This is a genomic window from Bacillus sp. AFS055030 (genome assembly GCF_002574545.1).
GTDB lineage: Bacteria > Bacillota > Bacilli > Bacillales > Bacillaceae_G > Gottfriedia.
Window position 1 is genome coordinate 137791 of sequence record NZ_NUGT01000077.1, and the last position, 14380, is coordinate 152170.

The following is a 14380-nucleotide window of genomic DNA, read 5'->3' on the forward strand; positions in this document are numbered from 1 at the left end:
ACAATGACTGTTCTATTATGAAAGTGAGGAAGGAAAAATGGTAAAAGAGAATTCAGTGGAATTTTTATTTAAATACATAGATGAATCGACAGAATGTTTAAAAGATAATTTAGAAATTTCTTATTTAGAGGCATTAATTGAAACAGGTGAAAATTTCTTTGAAGGGGAAGTAATGCAAGAAGAAATTACTGGTTCACAAAAAGAAAAGCTTATGAATACAATTCAACAATTCACAGCCGTTTCAAAAGATAATGAGAGTATTCGTAGAGCATTTCAATTAGCGATATTAAAAGGTATGAAGCAAGGGGTACAAACAAACCATGAAATGACGCCAGATGGTATTGCTTTTATTATTACTTATTTAGTTGGAAAGTTGACTGAAGGTAAACAAAATTTAACGATTTTAGATCCAGCGATTGGTACAGGAAATCTTTTATTAACAATTTTAAATTCTACAAAGGATAAATTTGCTGCTTCTGTTGGAATAGATGTAGACGACGTTCTTGTTAGAATTGCATTCGTTATTGGCAACTTATTAGGACATGAAATAGAACTATTTAATCAAGATAGTTTAGCGCCTTTATTTGTTGATCCGGTTGATCTTGTCGTTTGTGACTTACCCATTGGGTATTATCCAAACGCTGATCGTGCAAAAGAATATAATTTAAAAGCAAAAGAAGGCATGTCTTATGCTCATCATTTATTTATTGAGCAAAGTATGAACTACTTAAAATCTGGTGGATTTTTCATCTCATTAGTGCCAAATCACTTATTTACTTCAGAGCAATCTGCGCAATTACAAAGCTATATTAATGAAACAGGTGTTATTCAAGGATTGATACAGTTGCCAGTATCTGCCTTTAAGGACGAAAGACATCAAAAAAGTATATTAATTATCCGCAAAAATGCAGAAAATATGAAGAAGCCAAAACAGGCTTTATTAGTTGATTTCCCTAAGTTATCGAATATGAAGGCAGTTGAAGATATTATGCTTCAAATGAATGAATGGTTTAAAGAAAATTTACAATAATTGAACTTTTAAACACGTAAACTAATTTGTGTTATAATAATTTCAGCTTAAAAAATATAACAGTTTCATGTTTAAAGGAGATGTAAAAACATGGCAAACATTCTTGCTATTAATGCAGGTTCATCGTCATTAAAATTTCAATTAATTGAAATGCCTAGCGAAAAAGTACTTACAATTGGTTTAGTAGAACGTATCGGTTTAAAGGATAGCGTTTTTGTAATTTCAGTAAACGGTGAAAAAATTAAAGAAGTAACTGATATTGCTGATCATTCTGTTGCAGTAAAAATGCTTCTTGAAAAGCTAACAGGTTTAGGAATTATTTCTTCATTCGATGAAATTCATGGTGTTGGACATCGTGTAGTTCACGGTGGAGAATTATTCACAGATTCTGCTTTAATCACTGAAGAAGTTGAACAACAAATTGATCAACTTTCAGATTTAGCTCCACTTCATAACCCAGCTAACTTAGTTGGTATTCGTGCATTTAAAGAATTATTACCAAATGTTCCTGCAGTAGCTGTATTTGATACTGCATTCCATCAAACAATGCCTGAAGAATCTTACTTATATAGCTTACCTTATGAGTACTATAAACAATTTGGTATTCGTAAATATGGATTCCACGGTACATCACATAAGTATGTAACAGAAAGAGCTGCTGAATTAATTGGTAAGCCACTTGAAGAATTAAGACTTATTTCATGTCACTTAGGAAATGGTGCAAGTATTGCTGCAGTTGATGGAGGAAAATCAATTGATACTTCAATGGGATTCACTCCGCTTGCTGGTGTAACAATGGGAACTCGTTCAGGTAACTTAGACCCTGCTTTAATACCATTTATTATGGAAAAAACAGGTAAAACAGCTGAGGAAGTACTTGATGTTTTAAATAAACAAAGTGGTATGCTTGGAATCTCTGGATTCTCAAGTGACTTACGCGACATTGAGACTGCAGCTGAAGAAGGTAATAAACGTGCGAAGATTGCTCAAAGTGTATTCGTAAACCGTATCCACAAATATTTAGGTTCATACGCTGCTCGTATGAAAGGCGTAGATGCAATCATTTTCACTGCAGGTATTGGTGAAAATGGACCTGAAATTCGTCAAGCCGTTCTTGAAGGTCTTGAATTTATGGGTGTGTATTTTGACCCAAGTAAAAATAACTTTAGAGGAAAAGAAGCTTTCATTAGCTTCGATCATTCTCCAGTTAAAGTAATCGTAATTCCTACAAATGAAGAAGTTGTAATCGCAAGAGATGTAGTACGAGTTGGAATGAAATAATCCGTTAGTAAACATAAACGTAGAGCATACAAAAATAGATGACCTCATATTCTTAAAATGAGATCACTTTTTGGCTCTACGTTTTTTTATATTTGAGGTGATAGTATGGATCAAATGAAAGAATATAATCTATGGCTTGAACTAAACGATTTGATTGAAAAGAAACATCAACAGCAAAATTTAAATAAAATTGAACTGATGTATCAAAATGCTTCTAATTTTCTCCTCAAAAAAATACCTCAGGGCTATTCGAAAACTTTAAATGAATTTTTTTCAACTGCTTTTTTCCACACTCAATCTTTAATACAAACAACAAAACAGTTTCAAGATAAGAAATTAGATATTCTAAATCGAGCACAAATATTAAGAAGAGATATTAGGACCATAAGCGATTTAAGAAAGTTACCATTAAGACAATTAAATTTCTTAGCTGAACAAGAAATATCGAAAGCATTAATTGTCTCAAGTGTTCAAGGTGGAATAAGTGGATCTAGTTCAAAGCTTGCTTTATTTGGAGATTTACCGGCTTTGTTATTTATTAATCTTAAAACTGTACAAGAAATAGCCCTTTGTTATGGATATGATGTAAGTATTCCAAAAGAGATGGAGTGTAGCTTAAAAGTGTTACAAGGTGCAATTCTCCCTTCTACCGAAAAATATGTTGTTTGGAGTAATTTAATGGACGATATTTTAAAGCATGAGGATTCAGACGTATTTGCAACTTGGGAAAATGAATTTAAGGGAGAAGGGGTTTATTACGCAGTCATCTTACAAATGTGCAAGTTATTAATGATTCATTCATTACGAAATAAAGTACTTGGTGGCATTCCTTTATTAGGCGTTACTGTTGGCTCAAAATGGAATGAATCTTTTACAAAAAACGTATTAGATTATACGAAGAAATTTTATCAATATCGTATATTATCAGAACGGGTAAACTATGAGCCAGCAGATTAATAAATCAAATTAGAGAAGATAATAATTTTTTGTGTTAGCTTTATTAGAGTATAGCTTGGTCAATATACGTAGTTCCTTGAATAGCGGTTTGGTTGTAAACGAGTATATGGTATGCTAAAAGAAAACCATTCAAGGAGAGAATTATGAAGCCAACATCAAGTTTTCAACTGGAACAATCCATTGGAAAGTTACGAAAAGTGGTTGACCAACTAAACAAGCAAATTAAAGAAGCATCTTCCGAAAAAGTTGCAAATGAAACGATCCGACTAAAAGAGGAACTAAAAATAATCGGAGAGACTCTTCTACAAATTCAAAAGCGCGAAAATGAATAAACATAACAATAGTGGTAATGGAAAAAGCTAACAAATTTATTGTTAGCTTTTTTAGCCGTGTATTTTTGTATCATTGGAAATTTGTTGATTACTTCTAAACCAAATCCAAAGATCGTTAATAATTGATGCCAAATCTGCAATTTCAGAATTTAATTTACAGCTCAATACAAAGTCAGACTCATGATTTAATTGCTCTTGTTTATGGTTAATCGAAAACTCTAATCGCTTAATTTGATCAGGTATACTACCACGTATATATTCCCATTCTGTTAGAATCATTTGTTGCTGATCGTGAGAGTAATCTTCCCAATCCAACTTAAGGCTTGGTAGAAAAATACCTAATCGTTCATCGTATGAAAAATAATCTTGTAACATTTTTACTCCACCTCTTCACTATATTATACATTGAAAAATTATGTGAAACATATTGATTTTTAAATTTCTAGATTTGTGATAAAGAATTGTCTGTAAATAGTTTAAAATCTAAAAATAAAAATTATTAAAATAAAAGGAAAATAATTCATAATAATAGAAAACATAGATATCTTTTAATAAAATAATCTTACTAAATTAAAGATAGTTGTATAAGAAAATGGCAAAATTTTTAATGAATTGACTTTTATGGATAAATAACATATTTAAAAAGGTTATTAAAAATACATACAATTGATTGATTTATCTAGATGATTTTCACGAATATATAAAATTATTTTTAGACTTGAAAGGAAGAGTTTTATGAGGCATGCTGTCATTACAGCAGGATCGAAGGGGTTAGGGAAGAAAGTAACTGAATCATTTTTAAACGAAGGTTATTCTGTAACTGTTACATACTTTTCTGATGAACAAGCTGTCAAAGCGCGAAAAGAAGAATGGAAAGATTACTTGGACCGAGTTCTTTTTGTAAAAGGTGATATTTGCGATAAAAAATTTATTAATGAGATTGTCTCAAAAACGATGGAGAAATTCGGAAGGGTTGATTGCCTTATTAATAATGCTGGCCCGTATTTATTTAACCGAAAAAAACTGGCTGACTATACGGATGAAGAATGGGAATACTTGTTGTATGGAAATTTGCATAGCGTGTTTTATCTTTTAAAGCAAATTATTCCAATTATGCGAAAGCAAAAATATGGACGGATAATAAATTATGGGTTTCAAGGTGCCAATTCAGCTTCGGGATGGATTTATCGTTCTGCATTCAGTGCAGCTAAAGTCGGTCTAGTATCATTAACTAAAACAATAGCCTATGAGGAGGCTGAAAATGGCATAACATCTAATATGATTTGTCCTGGAGATATTTTTGGTGATATGAAAGAATCAAATCAAACAGATGCAAGTAAGGAAGGAAAAGGCCTTGCACCAGTTGGAAGATCTGGTACGGGAGAAGATATAGCAAGAATGGTACAGTTTTTGTGTAAGGAAGAGTCTGATTTTATTACTGGAGATATTTTTGAAGTAACTGGTGGATTGGATGTTATTAATAAATACAGACATATTCCATTATCGTGAGAATTCATGGACAATTCCATTTATAAAGCATAATTTATAGTAAAAAAAGATTCTGAATTAATATTTATTAAAGGAAATTAAGCGTTTTCATTTTCTGCACTATTGTTTTGTGTTAATATAAAAATGTAATATTTATTTAATAAATAAAGCTCTTTAAGAGACACGAATTAAATATATTTCAGGGGGAAATAACATGCGCATTGGGGTACCAAAAGAAATAAAAAACAACGAAAATCGTGTAGCAATGACACCAGCTGGAGTAATGAACTTAGTTGGACATGGTCATTCAGTTTTTATTGAAACAAATGCTGGACTTGGTTCAGGGTTTACGAATGAAGAATACGTAAATGCCGGTGCAACAATTGTTGAAACTGCAGAAGAGGCTTGGAATAACGAAATGGTTATGAAAGTTAAAGAACCAATTCCAAGCGAATATGGATATTTCCGTGAAGGATTAATTTTATTCACATACTTACATTTAGCTCCAGAGCCTGAATTAACTAAGGCTTTAATTGATAATAAAGTAGTAGGAATTGCATACGAAACTGTACAAGTTGGTAATACATTACCATTATTAACTCCAATGAGTGAAGTAGCAGGACGTATGTCAGCTCAAATCGGTGCTCAATTCCTTGAGAAAAATAAAGGCGGAAAAGGTATTTTATTAGGTGGAGTACCAGGAGTACGTCGTGGAAAAGTTACAATCATTGGTGGAGGTGTAGCAGGAACAAATGCTGCTAAAGTAGCTGTTGGTCTTGGTGCTCATGTAACGATGATTGACTTAAATCCAGATCGTTTACGTCAACTAGATGACATTTTTGGTCATCAAATTACGACTTTAATGTCAAACCCTTACAATATTGCTGAAGCAGTTAAAGAATCTGATCTAGTAATCGGTGCAGTATTAATTCCAGGTGCAAAAGCACCAAAACTTGTAACAAAAGAAATGATCGAAACAATGGAACCAGGTTCAGTTGTAGTTGATATTGCAATTGACCAAGGTGGTATTTTCGAAACAACAGATCGTATTACAACTCATGATTTCCCAACATATGAGAAGCATGGAGTAGTACACTACGCTGTAGCAAACATGCCTGGTGCGGTTCCTCGTACTTCTACAATGGCACTAACAAATGTTACAGTACCTTATGCAGTTCAAATTGCTAACAAAGGTTATCAAAAAGCTTGCTTAGATAACGCTGCATTATTCAAAGGTATTAATACACTTGATGGATATGTAACATACGAAGCAGTAGCAGAAGCTCACGGCTTAGAATATAAAGAAGCAACTACTTTATTACAAGGTACATCTGTTTCTACAAACTAATAAAAAGTAAAATCCCTTTATCGAAATCGGTAAAGGGATTTTATGTTATTCTCAATTCTAATAACAGTCACTTTGTAATTTATAGTATAATTAGATTGTAATTTCCATTTTATGTAAAAAGGGTGATAGAATTGGAATTTATTTTTATACTTATTTTTCTGATTATGGGTATTTTGGGGTTTAACTGGCTAATGGGTTATCGTAACCAAAATATTACATTAGATTTAGATGAGCGCTATTTAGATTTAAATGAATATGCGAAGGCTGTGAAGGCTGAATTACAAAGCCAAGGTAAAACAGTTGATTACAGAGGAAATAGACTTTTTATCATAAATGGTAAACAATATCATCTAATTGAACGAAATGTATCAATGGGTGGTGTTCCATTACAACATACGATCCTTCAAAAGGTATAAAATAAAAACCCCCTTCTCTATATGATGAAAGGGGTTTTTACTTGGTAATTAAACTTTATTAAAAATTATATTCTTCTTTCAAAATGCTATATTGATACATATCACGATGAGCACCTTTAAAAAACTCATGCTTGCGCAATATACCATCTAAATGAAAGCCTAGTTTTGTAAGGAAATTTTGTGAAGCGATATTGTAATCGTATACTTCACCATATATTTTTATGAGTTTTAATTCATTAAAAGCGTAATTTAGTAGATAGTTTAATGCAAATGAACCAATTCCTTTATTTTGCATTGATTGATCTCCAATTACGATTCCAAAAGCGGCATGATTATTCTCTTGATCAAGATTTCCTAATTCAATTCTTCCAACACAAATACCATTGTATTCGATTGTGAACAAACGGAGATTAGGTTTAAGTCCGTCAAAATATTTTCCATATCCTTGTAGCATTTCATCTAAAGAACGTGGTTTTTCTATTCCGACAAGTTTACCAATCTCTTCATCACATTCCCATTTGTGCATAATTGGGACATCTGATGGAAGTACTTGTCGAATCGTTAGTAGTTCGGCTTGATTCATATTATAGGATGATTAATTCTTTAGGGAATTTTGTTAATGTGATTGCACCTGTTTCTGTAATAACGATATCATCTTCAATACGAACGCCACCTATATTTGGTACATAGATTCCTGGTTCAATTGTATATGACATACCCGTTTTAATAATATCAGTATTTGAATCATTTACTGATGGGTAATCGTGGATACCAATACCTAAACCGTGACCAATACGGTGAACGAAATATTCGCCATATCCAGCGTTTGCGATGACTTGGCGAGCAGCACGATCAACATTTCCTAATACCTCGCCTGGTTTACTTACTTCGATTGCAGCAAGTTGACCTTTTAAAACGGTTTCATAAATTTCTCGTTGTTGCTCATTTGGTTGACCAAACATTACTGTACGAGTAATATCTGAGCAATATCCATCAACGATAAAACCTAGGTCCATAAGTACGAAATCACCCTTTTTAATTGGGTTTGTACCTGGATTACCATGTGGTAAAGCTGAATTTGCACCAGTTAATATTAAAGTGCTAAATGATGTTTTAGAAATGCCTTTTTTCTTCATTTCATATTCCATTTCAGCAATTAAATCCATTTCTGTTTTGCCTTCAGCAATACGATCAACAATAATTTGGCAAGCCATGTCAGCCGCTTCAGCAGCAACTTGCATACGACGAATTTCTTCACTATCTTTAATTAAACGTAAGTCATGTAATTTTTCCTCAGCTGCAAGGAATTGTGCACCAGGGAAAAGTTGTACTAATCTTTCATAGCGGCCAACTAGAAGATGTTCTTTTTCAATCGCCATACGATTTACTGAAATATTGCGTTTTGCTAATGATTCTTGAATCATTGCCCAAGGGTCTTGACTATCATTAAAGCCTATTACGCCATATTTCCAGCCAGCATTTTGTACATGTCCAACTTCCATTTGTGGACAGACAAGAATTGGCTCTTCATTTGGAAATACAAGACAAGCTAAAAGACGTTCATGTGGATTACAATGGAAATTAGTTAAATAAAATACGTTCTCAGTAGATGTAATAAATCCTAGTTGAATATCTTGTTCTTTTAACCAAGTTGATAGATTTTGTATACGGTGTTCCATGTGTAACATCCTTTCTTAAAAAACAATTTACTGCAATAAACAAAAAAAGTCTCTACAGTTTGTAACACTCCTATTTTATCATTTTTTATCGAATTTCGTAAAATAGTTAACGTATTTCAAATTTTTGTAATAGAAAATAATCTGTTAAAATGTGTTAGAGACTAATTTTAAAATAAAGGAGCGACTTCAATTGAAAATTACATATTTTGGGCATAGTGTTATTTTAGTAGAACACGGTCAAGATTCAATTATTATTGACCCATTTATTAATGGTAATCCACATACTAATGTGAAAGTAGAAAATATTAAAGTGAATTATATTTATGTAACACACGGTCATGGTGATCATTTAGGTGACACAGTTGAACTTGCGAAACGAAATGATGCAACTGTTATTGCTCCAGTAGAATTAGCAACATGGATCTCTTGGCAAGGTGTTAATGTTGTCCCTATGCATATCGGGGGAGAAAAAGAGTTTTCATTTGGTAAGCTAAAATTAGTAGAAGCGATTCATGGTTCAAGTATTGTTGATGAAGAAAATAAACAAATTATTAATGTAGGACCACCATCAGGCGTCTTATTAAAAATAGCTGGTAAAACAATTTATCATGCTGGTGATACCGCATTATACAGAGGAATGAAAACATTAGGTGAGTATGAAAATATTGATATAGCCTATTTACCAATTGGTAATCATTTTACAATGGGAATCGACGATGCAGTGATTGCTTCTGAGTGGATTAACGCACAGCAAGTCATTCCAATGCATTATAATACATTTCCACCAATCCAAGTAGACCCAAATGAGTTCCTTGCAAAATTACCAAAAAATAATGGTTTTATTCATGAGCCAAATACAACAATTACACTATTGTAGTATCTGGCATAGAAAAAATATTAGTACAGTACTAGAAGCACGTTGAAACGTGCTTTTTTTCATGGTATGAATTGTTATATAATAGTTAATAAAAATATTAATACAACCATTGAAAGCTTGGTGAGGTAATTGACTACAAAGCATGATCAAATACTAGAACATATTGAACAACTACCAGTCGGTCATAAAATATCAGTTAGACAAATTGCAAAAGATTTAAGTGTAAGCGAAGGTACTGCATATAGAGCAATTAAAGATGCAGAAAATAAAGGATTTGTTAGTACTATTGAACGAGTAGGGACAATTCGAATTGAAACAAAAAGAAAAGAAAATATTGAAAAATTAACTTTTGCCGAAGTTGTTAATATCGTTGATGGACAAGTTTTAGGTGGAAAAGAAGGATTACATAAAACACTTAATAAGTTTGTTATTGGTGCAATGCAGCTTGATGCGATGATGAGATATATTAGTGCAAATAATTTATTAATCGTCGGAAACCGAGTAAATGCGCATGAATTAGCATTAAAAGAAGGGTCAGCAGTTTTAGTAACAGGTGGATTTGATACAGATGAAAGCGTAAAACGTCTTGCGGACGAAATGAAAATGCCGATTATTTCTTCTAGTTATGATACGTTTACTGTTGCGACATTAATTAATCGTGCAATTTATGATCAGTTAATTAAGAAAGATATCGTACTAGTTGAAGATATTTTAATACCAACTGAAAAAACAGCTACACTCTCTCCATTTGATGAAGTTGAAAAATGGTATGAATATAATCGAGAAACAGGTCATGGAAGATATCCTGTAATTGATGATCGAGGTAAGTTAATTGGCATTGTAACTTCAAAGGATATCATACATGAACAAAGAACCCAAAGAATTGATAAAGTGATGACTAGACATCCAATCAGTGTAAATGAAAAGATGTCGGTTGCTGCAGCCGCTAGAATGATGGTTTGGGAAGGTATAGAGTTGCTACCGGTCGTAAATACATCGAATAACTTAATCGGTATTATAAGTCGTCAAGATGTACTTGAAGCACTGCAGCAATTACAACGTCAGCCTCAAGTGGGCGAAACAATTGATGATATCGTTACTAGTCAATTTCATAATAATAAAGATCAAAAAAATGAGGACTTTACAATTAGATGTAATGTAACTCCGCAAATGACGAATGTAATTGGTACTCTTTCACATGGCGTATTTACGACGATTGTAACCGAGGCAGGTAAACGAGCCGTTCGTGATATGAAAAAAGGGGACTTAATCGTAGAAAATATAACTATTTACTTCGTACAGCCAGTTCAAATTGATGATGTCATTGAAATTAAACCAAAAGTTTTAGAATTGGGTCGTAAGTTTGGAAAAGTCGATGTTGAAGTATTTCAGCAAGGAACATTAGTTGGTAAAGCGTTAATGATGATGCAGTTATTAGATCGATAGATATGGAAGCCATATTAGGGCTTCCATTTTTTTTACAAAATAAAAAAGCAGGAAACCATTCCCTGCCTTTGAAGTTTATGAAAAAATCATCCCGTTTTTTACATTCGAAAGTAGTTTATTAACCCGATTAACAAATTCATTATTTTCGTTTCTAGTATCAAAATCTTTTGCTAAGTCATATACAATTTTTTCTAATTTCACTAAGTCGTAAATAAATTCATCTTCATTTATTTTCAATTTTTTCGCCATAAATAATGCTGCTAGCCAAAATTCGAATTTATATGATAGATTCGAAAGATTGTCGCATAAATCAACATGTTTATAAAACAATTCAATTGCTCTATCCGGATCACAAAACGTTAAAAAAATGATTTGCTCACTTAGTTCAGGAATGTATTTAGTGCGATTATATGTTACAAAATATGCTTTTTGTTGAATGATTAATGCTTCATCAATTTTTCTATCTTCTAGTAAAGGAAGAAGTAATTTTGAATAGGATTTGTGAATCGCTTCGTCACAATCAACAGTACTATTCATTATTTTATTTTGTAAATTTAAGGCTTCTTGAAGATGATCAGTTTTTAGTAAATAAATCATTTCGCTATACATTTCACATTTTTCACAATTACTTAAATTATCCCTTGGAGATTTTTTATATAGTTGATAGCTTTGTTTTGCGTAATCAATTTGACCTAAATATAAGTTCATTATAAATAGAGCTTGAAAATACGGTCTTAAAGAAAAGTTAGCAATTACTAAACGATTCTTAAAATCCTCGAAATAATGATGAATTTCCTCTAAAGAGAATCTTAGTGACTGGGGTATTATTTCTAACAACCATTTATACAGCCATAGAATCTGCTCTTGATCGATACGTTCTTCGTTTTGATCATATAAATCTACACACCATAAAAAGGTATCAATAAATAAGTCTATTTCACCAATAGAAAAAGCAGTTTCGGCTAATTCCATATTAACGTAATATAGATATCCCCATTCCTCTTGATTCTCTAATTCTTCTGCAAATGTCAGTAGTTTTTGAAGTTTAATACTAGAATGTGATAATTCTACTAGTTCATCAAATTTTGATGAAAATAGTTCTTCTGTCATCATGTAAGTTTTCTCACTTTCTAGATTACTTTAAGATTAAACAGTTTGTTTATTTTCAATTGCTTTATAATGTTTATTCTGTAAGTATCCACGATATAGATTTGCCACACCAAAAACGATGAACACAATCCCAACACAAATTCTTATTAATTCAAGATCTATCACAATTTGGTTTATACCGTAAAGCAATAGGAATAATCCAAAAGTTAATCTTGCACGTGATCCTGCAATTTTTTTTGTTAGTAGTTCGCTTGTAAAGAAAAATTTGGTAACGTAAAATAAGAAGAATAGAAAAGATATAATTACTATTGTTGCAATGCTATTCACTTAGCTTCCACCTTTCAATGACTAAATACATAATTATATTTTACAGTCATAGAAACTATATTTCAAAAGTTTTCATATAAAGGAGAGTTTAATGTTGAAGGAACAAATTTTAAAAGATATCCATTCGTTTGATACGATAATCATTCATCGTCATGTTCGTCCAGATCCAGATGCTATTGGTTCACAGTGTGGTTTAGCAGAGATGATTAAAGCAAGTTATCCTGCTAAAAAAGTATATGTAGTAGGACAATTGCCTGAGTCTCTAGCGTTTTTATATAAAATGGATGAAATTGAAGATGAAGTCTATAAGGATGCACTTGTCATTGTTTGTGATACTGCTAATACTGAACGAGTAGATGATGCTAGATATTCAACTGGAAAGAAACTGATCAAAATTGACCATCATCCAAACGTAGATCAATACGGAGACATTATGCATGTAGATACTACTGCCAGTTCAACTAGTGAGTTAATTTTTGAACTTGCAGAGAGTAGTAATGAACAATTAGTCGTAACTGACGAAGCTGCGAGACTAATTTATGCGGGAATTATAGGGGATACAGGAAGATTCTTATTTCCAAGTACAACAGAAAGAACTTTTCATGCAGCTAGTAGTTTGATTAAAAAGGATTTTTCTATTAATGAAATATATGACAATATGTACGAAACATCAATTGAGATGGCTCATTTAAATGGATATGTTCTTCAAAATTTTAAATTAACCAAAGAGGGAGTCGGTCATATCAACATGACAAAGGCTCTAATGGATGAATATAATGTAAACTCTGAACAAGCTTCATTGGCTGTAAGTTCACTTGGACATATAAAAGGGGTAAAAGCTTGGGTGATCTTTTTAGAAGAAGAGGAATTAATTCGAGTACGTCTTCGTTCAAAAGGACCAGTTATTAATGGAGTAGCTGCGATGTTTAACGGTGGTGGACATCCGCTTGCATCTGGAGCGAAAATCTTCTCATGGGAAGAAGCAGAAAAAGTAGTGGAAGAATTACAAAAAGTTTGTAGAGAAGAAATATAAAAGTTGAAAATAAATTTGAGAGGCTAATCAAGCAGTCTAGCCTCTCATTTATTTTGTGCTTTTTATTTTTAATGTAATTTCTAATACGGTATCAAAATAGATTGTATCGATTTCAAGTTTAAATCGCCGATCATCTTTAATATAAACTTTGTTTTCGATCGCCCGTCTTAATAATTCACGATTTTGGGAAACACTTTTTATATCTTGAGTAAGTAGGTTACTTAGGTCATTCTTTACATCACTAATAAGTTGATGATTCGTATATACATTTATATTGTATTGTTTGTAATTTAAGATTGTCACTTTGATTTCTTGAACGGTTAAATTTCGTTTCTTTTCCTTGTTCATTCGCTCCATATTTTCAAAAAATATATTTTTATCTCTTAAATATTCTTTATTGAGCATTTTCAATTCAGTTATTTGTTTTACTTGTTCTTCTTCTGTCACTCCATAAAAATAAATAAAGACAAGCCAGCTAATGATAAACCCGAAAAAAATGCCTACAAAAAATTTTGCCCAAGAGTGTGAGAGTTGTTCTGGAGGAGCTTTCATTATACATGTTCTCCTGTAAACCATTGGATAATGATTGTACCTGTATGTGTTCCACCCATGGCGGCTATAATCATGATAATTTGCTTAATGAATTCGATTGTTTCTCCTTCAAATAATCCTTTTTCAAAACTATAAAATGTATCAAATGTTCCACCTATCGCCCCAACAATTGCCCAAATTCGTAGTTTCATTGATAAATCATACATGCTGCTAAGTGGTGGCTGTCCAATGACATAGTAACCAATTGAACCAATGATCGATCCACCTATTATAATTCCTAGTGAAATAAAATACATTGAAATTAATGCTGGTATGAATGGCAACTTAAGCTCCAATTGTCCTCACTCCTTCAATTAATATATATGGACAAATTGTTACGTGTATGATGAGTATTAAAGTAAGTTTAAAATAAATGATTTGTTTTCTTTTTTACGAACAAAAATAGAATGTAAGTTCGTGTTTTGTGATAGAATAGATTATATTAAAAAGATGGTAAGGAGGAAT

General features: G+C 32.1%; 17 protein-coding genes. 10 read left to right on the forward strand and 7 right to left on the reverse strand.

Features of this window, described 5'->3' with window-relative positions; genetic code table 11:
- The first annotated feature begins 37 nt into the window (after nt 1–37).
- The 4 genes from CN925_RS16700 to CN925_RS16715 all read left to right on the forward strand — a co-directional run bounded on the left by CN925_RS16700 (nt 38) and on the right by CN925_RS16715 (nt 3600).
- A complete protein-coding gene (locus CN925_RS16700) occupies nt 38–1030 on the forward strand; it encodes a class I SAM-dependent methyltransferase (RefSeq protein ID WP_098847679.1) in 993 nt (330 codons plus the stop codon).
- 90 nt (nt 1031–1120) lie between these two features.
- Complete coding sequence (locus tag CN925_RS16705) at nt 1121–2311, forward strand: acetate kinase (RefSeq protein WP_098847681.1); 1191 nt, start codon at nt 1121–1123, stop codon at nt 2309–2311.
- Between the two features lie 105 nt (nt 2312–2416).
- Nucleotides 2417–3268, forward strand: a complete 852-nt coding sequence (locus CN925_RS16710; protein ID WP_098847683.1) for an EcsC family protein — start codon at nt 2417–2419, stop codon at nt 3266–3268.
- A 143-nt stretch (nt 3269–3411) separates the two neighbouring features.
- Complete coding sequence (locus tag CN925_RS16715; RefSeq protein WP_098847685.1) at nt 3412–3600, forward strand: hypothetical protein; 189 nt, start codon at nt 3412–3414, stop codon at nt 3598–3600.
- Between the two features lie 51 nt (nt 3601–3651).
- Here the strand turns inward: CN925_RS16715 and CN925_RS16720 are convergent, their stop codons facing one another.
- Nucleotides 3652–3975 (reverse strand): hypothetical protein, encoded by a 324-nt coding sequence (locus tag CN925_RS16720; protein ID WP_098847687.1) that lies wholly within the window; start codon nt 3973–3975, stop codon nt 3652–3654.
- 360 nt (nt 3976–4335) lie between these two features.
- Here CN925_RS16720 and CN925_RS16725 point away from each other — a divergent pair, with 360 nt between their 5' ends.
- The 3 genes from CN925_RS16725 (at nt 4336) to CN925_RS16735 (ending at nt 6852) form a co-directional block, all read left to right on the forward strand.
- Entirely contained in the window at nt 4336–5109 is a 774-nt protein-coding gene (locus CN925_RS16725; protein ID WP_098847690.1) for an SDR family oxidoreductase, read from the forward strand.
- A gap of 193 nt (nt 5110–5302) precedes the next feature.
- The gene (ald, locus tag CN925_RS16730; protein ID WP_098847692.1) at nt 5303–6436 is read left to right on the forward strand and encodes an alanine dehydrogenase; all 1134 of its coding nucleotides are present in this window, start codon (nt 5303–5305) and stop codon (nt 6434–6436) included.
- A 191-nt stretch (nt 6437–6627) separates the two neighbouring features.
- Entirely contained in the window at nt 6628–6852 is a 225-nt protein-coding gene (locus tag CN925_RS16735) for a hypothetical protein (protein ID WP_286138442.1), read from the forward strand.
- A gap of 58 nt (nt 6853–6910) precedes the next feature.
- On the opposite strand, the gene CN925_RS16740 is transcribed toward CN925_RS16735, so the two are convergent.
- Both CN925_RS16740 and CN925_RS16745 read right to left on the reverse strand, forming a co-directional pair.
- The gene (locus CN925_RS16740; protein ID WP_098847695.1) at nt 6911–7435 is read right to left on the reverse strand and encodes a GNAT family N-acetyltransferase; all 525 of its coding nucleotides are present in this window, start codon (nt 7433–7435) and stop codon (nt 6911–6913) included.
- 1 nt (nt 7436) lies between these two features.
- On the reverse strand, nt 7437–8531 hold the full coding sequence (locus CN925_RS16745) for a M24 family metallopeptidase (protein WP_098847698.1): 1095 nt from the start codon (nt 8529–8531) through the stop codon (nt 7437–7439).
- Nucleotides 8532–8721: 190 nt separating this feature from the next.
- Here CN925_RS16745 and CN925_RS16750 point away from each other — a divergent pair, with 190 nt between their 5' ends.
- Both CN925_RS16750 and CN925_RS16755 read left to right on the forward strand, forming a co-directional pair.
- Nucleotides 8722–9408, forward strand: a complete 687-nt coding sequence (locus tag CN925_RS16750) for a metal-dependent hydrolase (protein WP_098847701.1) — start codon at nt 8722–8724, stop codon at nt 9406–9408.
- A 129-nt stretch (nt 9409–9537) separates the two neighbouring features.
- A complete protein-coding gene (locus tag CN925_RS16755; RefSeq protein ID WP_098847703.1) occupies nt 9538–10854 on the forward strand; it encodes a DRTGG domain-containing protein in 1317 nt (438 codons plus the stop codon).
- Between the two features lie 75 nt (nt 10855–10929).
- On the opposite strand, the gene CN925_RS16760 is transcribed toward CN925_RS16755, so the two are convergent.
- Nucleotides 10930–11967 (reverse strand): hypothetical protein, encoded by a 1038-nt coding sequence (locus CN925_RS16760; RefSeq protein WP_098847709.1) that lies wholly within the window; start codon nt 11965–11967, stop codon nt 10930–10932.
- A 33-nt stretch (nt 11968–12000) separates the two neighbouring features.
- Nucleotides 12001–12291 (reverse strand): YtpI family protein, encoded by a 291-nt coding sequence (locus CN925_RS16765; RefSeq protein WP_098847712.1) that lies wholly within the window; start codon nt 12289–12291, stop codon nt 12001–12003.
- Between the two features lie 94 nt (nt 12292–12385).
- On the opposite strand from CN925_RS16765, the gene CN925_RS16770 reads away from it, so the two are divergent.
- Nucleotides 12386–13324, forward strand: a complete 939-nt coding sequence (locus CN925_RS16770) for a DHH family phosphoesterase (protein WP_098847829.1) — start codon at nt 12386–12388, stop codon at nt 13322–13324.
- A gap of 48 nt (nt 13325–13372) precedes the next feature.
- Here the strand turns inward: CN925_RS16770 and ytrI are convergent, their stop codons facing one another.
- Both ytrI and ytrH read right to left on the reverse strand, forming a co-directional pair.
- Nucleotides 13373–13876, reverse strand: a complete 504-nt coding sequence (gene ytrI, locus CN925_RS16775; protein WP_098847715.1) for a sporulation membrane protein YtrI — start codon at nt 13874–13876, stop codon at nt 13373–13375.
- Nucleotides 13876–14211: a sporulation membrane protein YtrH gene (gene ytrH, locus CN925_RS16780; protein ID WP_286138445.1), complete on the reverse strand. Its 336-nt coding sequence runs from the start codon at nt 14209–14211 to the stop codon at nt 13876–13878. The genes ytrI and ytrH overlap by 1 nt, the downstream gene beginning before the upstream one ends.
- Nucleotides 14212–14380: the final 169 nt, after the last annotated feature.

What these genes read in the sequence shown, in the direction of transcription:
- CN925_RS16700 (WP_098847679.1), top strand. Translation starts at nt 38, where the DNA reads ATGGTAAAAGAGAATTCAGTGGAATTTTTATTTAAATACATAGATGAA.
- CN925_RS16705 (WP_098847681.1), top strand. Translation starts at nt 1,121, where the DNA reads ATGGCAAACATTCTTGCTATTAATGCAGGTTCATCGTCATTAAAATTT.
- CN925_RS16710 (WP_098847683.1), top strand. Translation starts at nt 2,417, where the DNA reads ATGGATCAAATGAAAGAATATAATCTATGGCTTGAACTAAACGATTTG.
- CN925_RS16715 (WP_098847685.1), top strand. Translation starts at nt 3,412, where the DNA reads ATGAAGCCAACATCAAGTTTTCAACTGGAACAATCCATTGGAAAGTTA.
- CN925_RS16720 (WP_098847687.1), bottom strand. Translation starts at nt 3,975, where the DNA reads ATGTTACAAGATTATTTTTCATACGATGAACGATTAGGTATTTTTCTA.
- CN925_RS16725 (WP_098847690.1), top strand. Translation starts at nt 4,336, where the DNA reads ATGAGGCATGCTGTCATTACAGCAGGATCGAAGGGGTTAGGGAAGAAA.
- ald (WP_098847692.1), top strand. Translation starts at nt 5,303, where the DNA reads ATGCGCATTGGGGTACCAAAAGAAATAAAAAACAACGAAAATCGTGTA.
- CN925_RS16735 (WP_286138442.1), top strand. Translation starts at nt 6,628, where the DNA reads ATGGGTTATCGTAACCAAAATATTACATTAGATTTAGATGAGCGCTAT.
- CN925_RS16740 (WP_098847695.1), bottom strand. Translation starts at nt 7,435, where the DNA reads ATGAATCAAGCCGAACTACTAACGATTCGACAAGTACTTCCATCAGAT.
- CN925_RS16745 (WP_098847698.1), bottom strand. Translation starts at nt 8,531, where the DNA reads ATGGAACACCGTATACAAAATCTATCAACTTGGTTAAAAGAACAAGAT.
- CN925_RS16760 (WP_098847709.1), bottom strand. Translation starts at nt 11,967, where the DNA reads ATGATGACAGAAGAACTATTTTCATCAAAATTTGATGAACTAGTAGAA.
- ytrI (WP_098847715.1), bottom strand. Translation starts at nt 13,876, where the DNA reads ATGAAAGCTCCTCCAGAACAACTCTCACACTCTTGGGCAAAATTTTTT.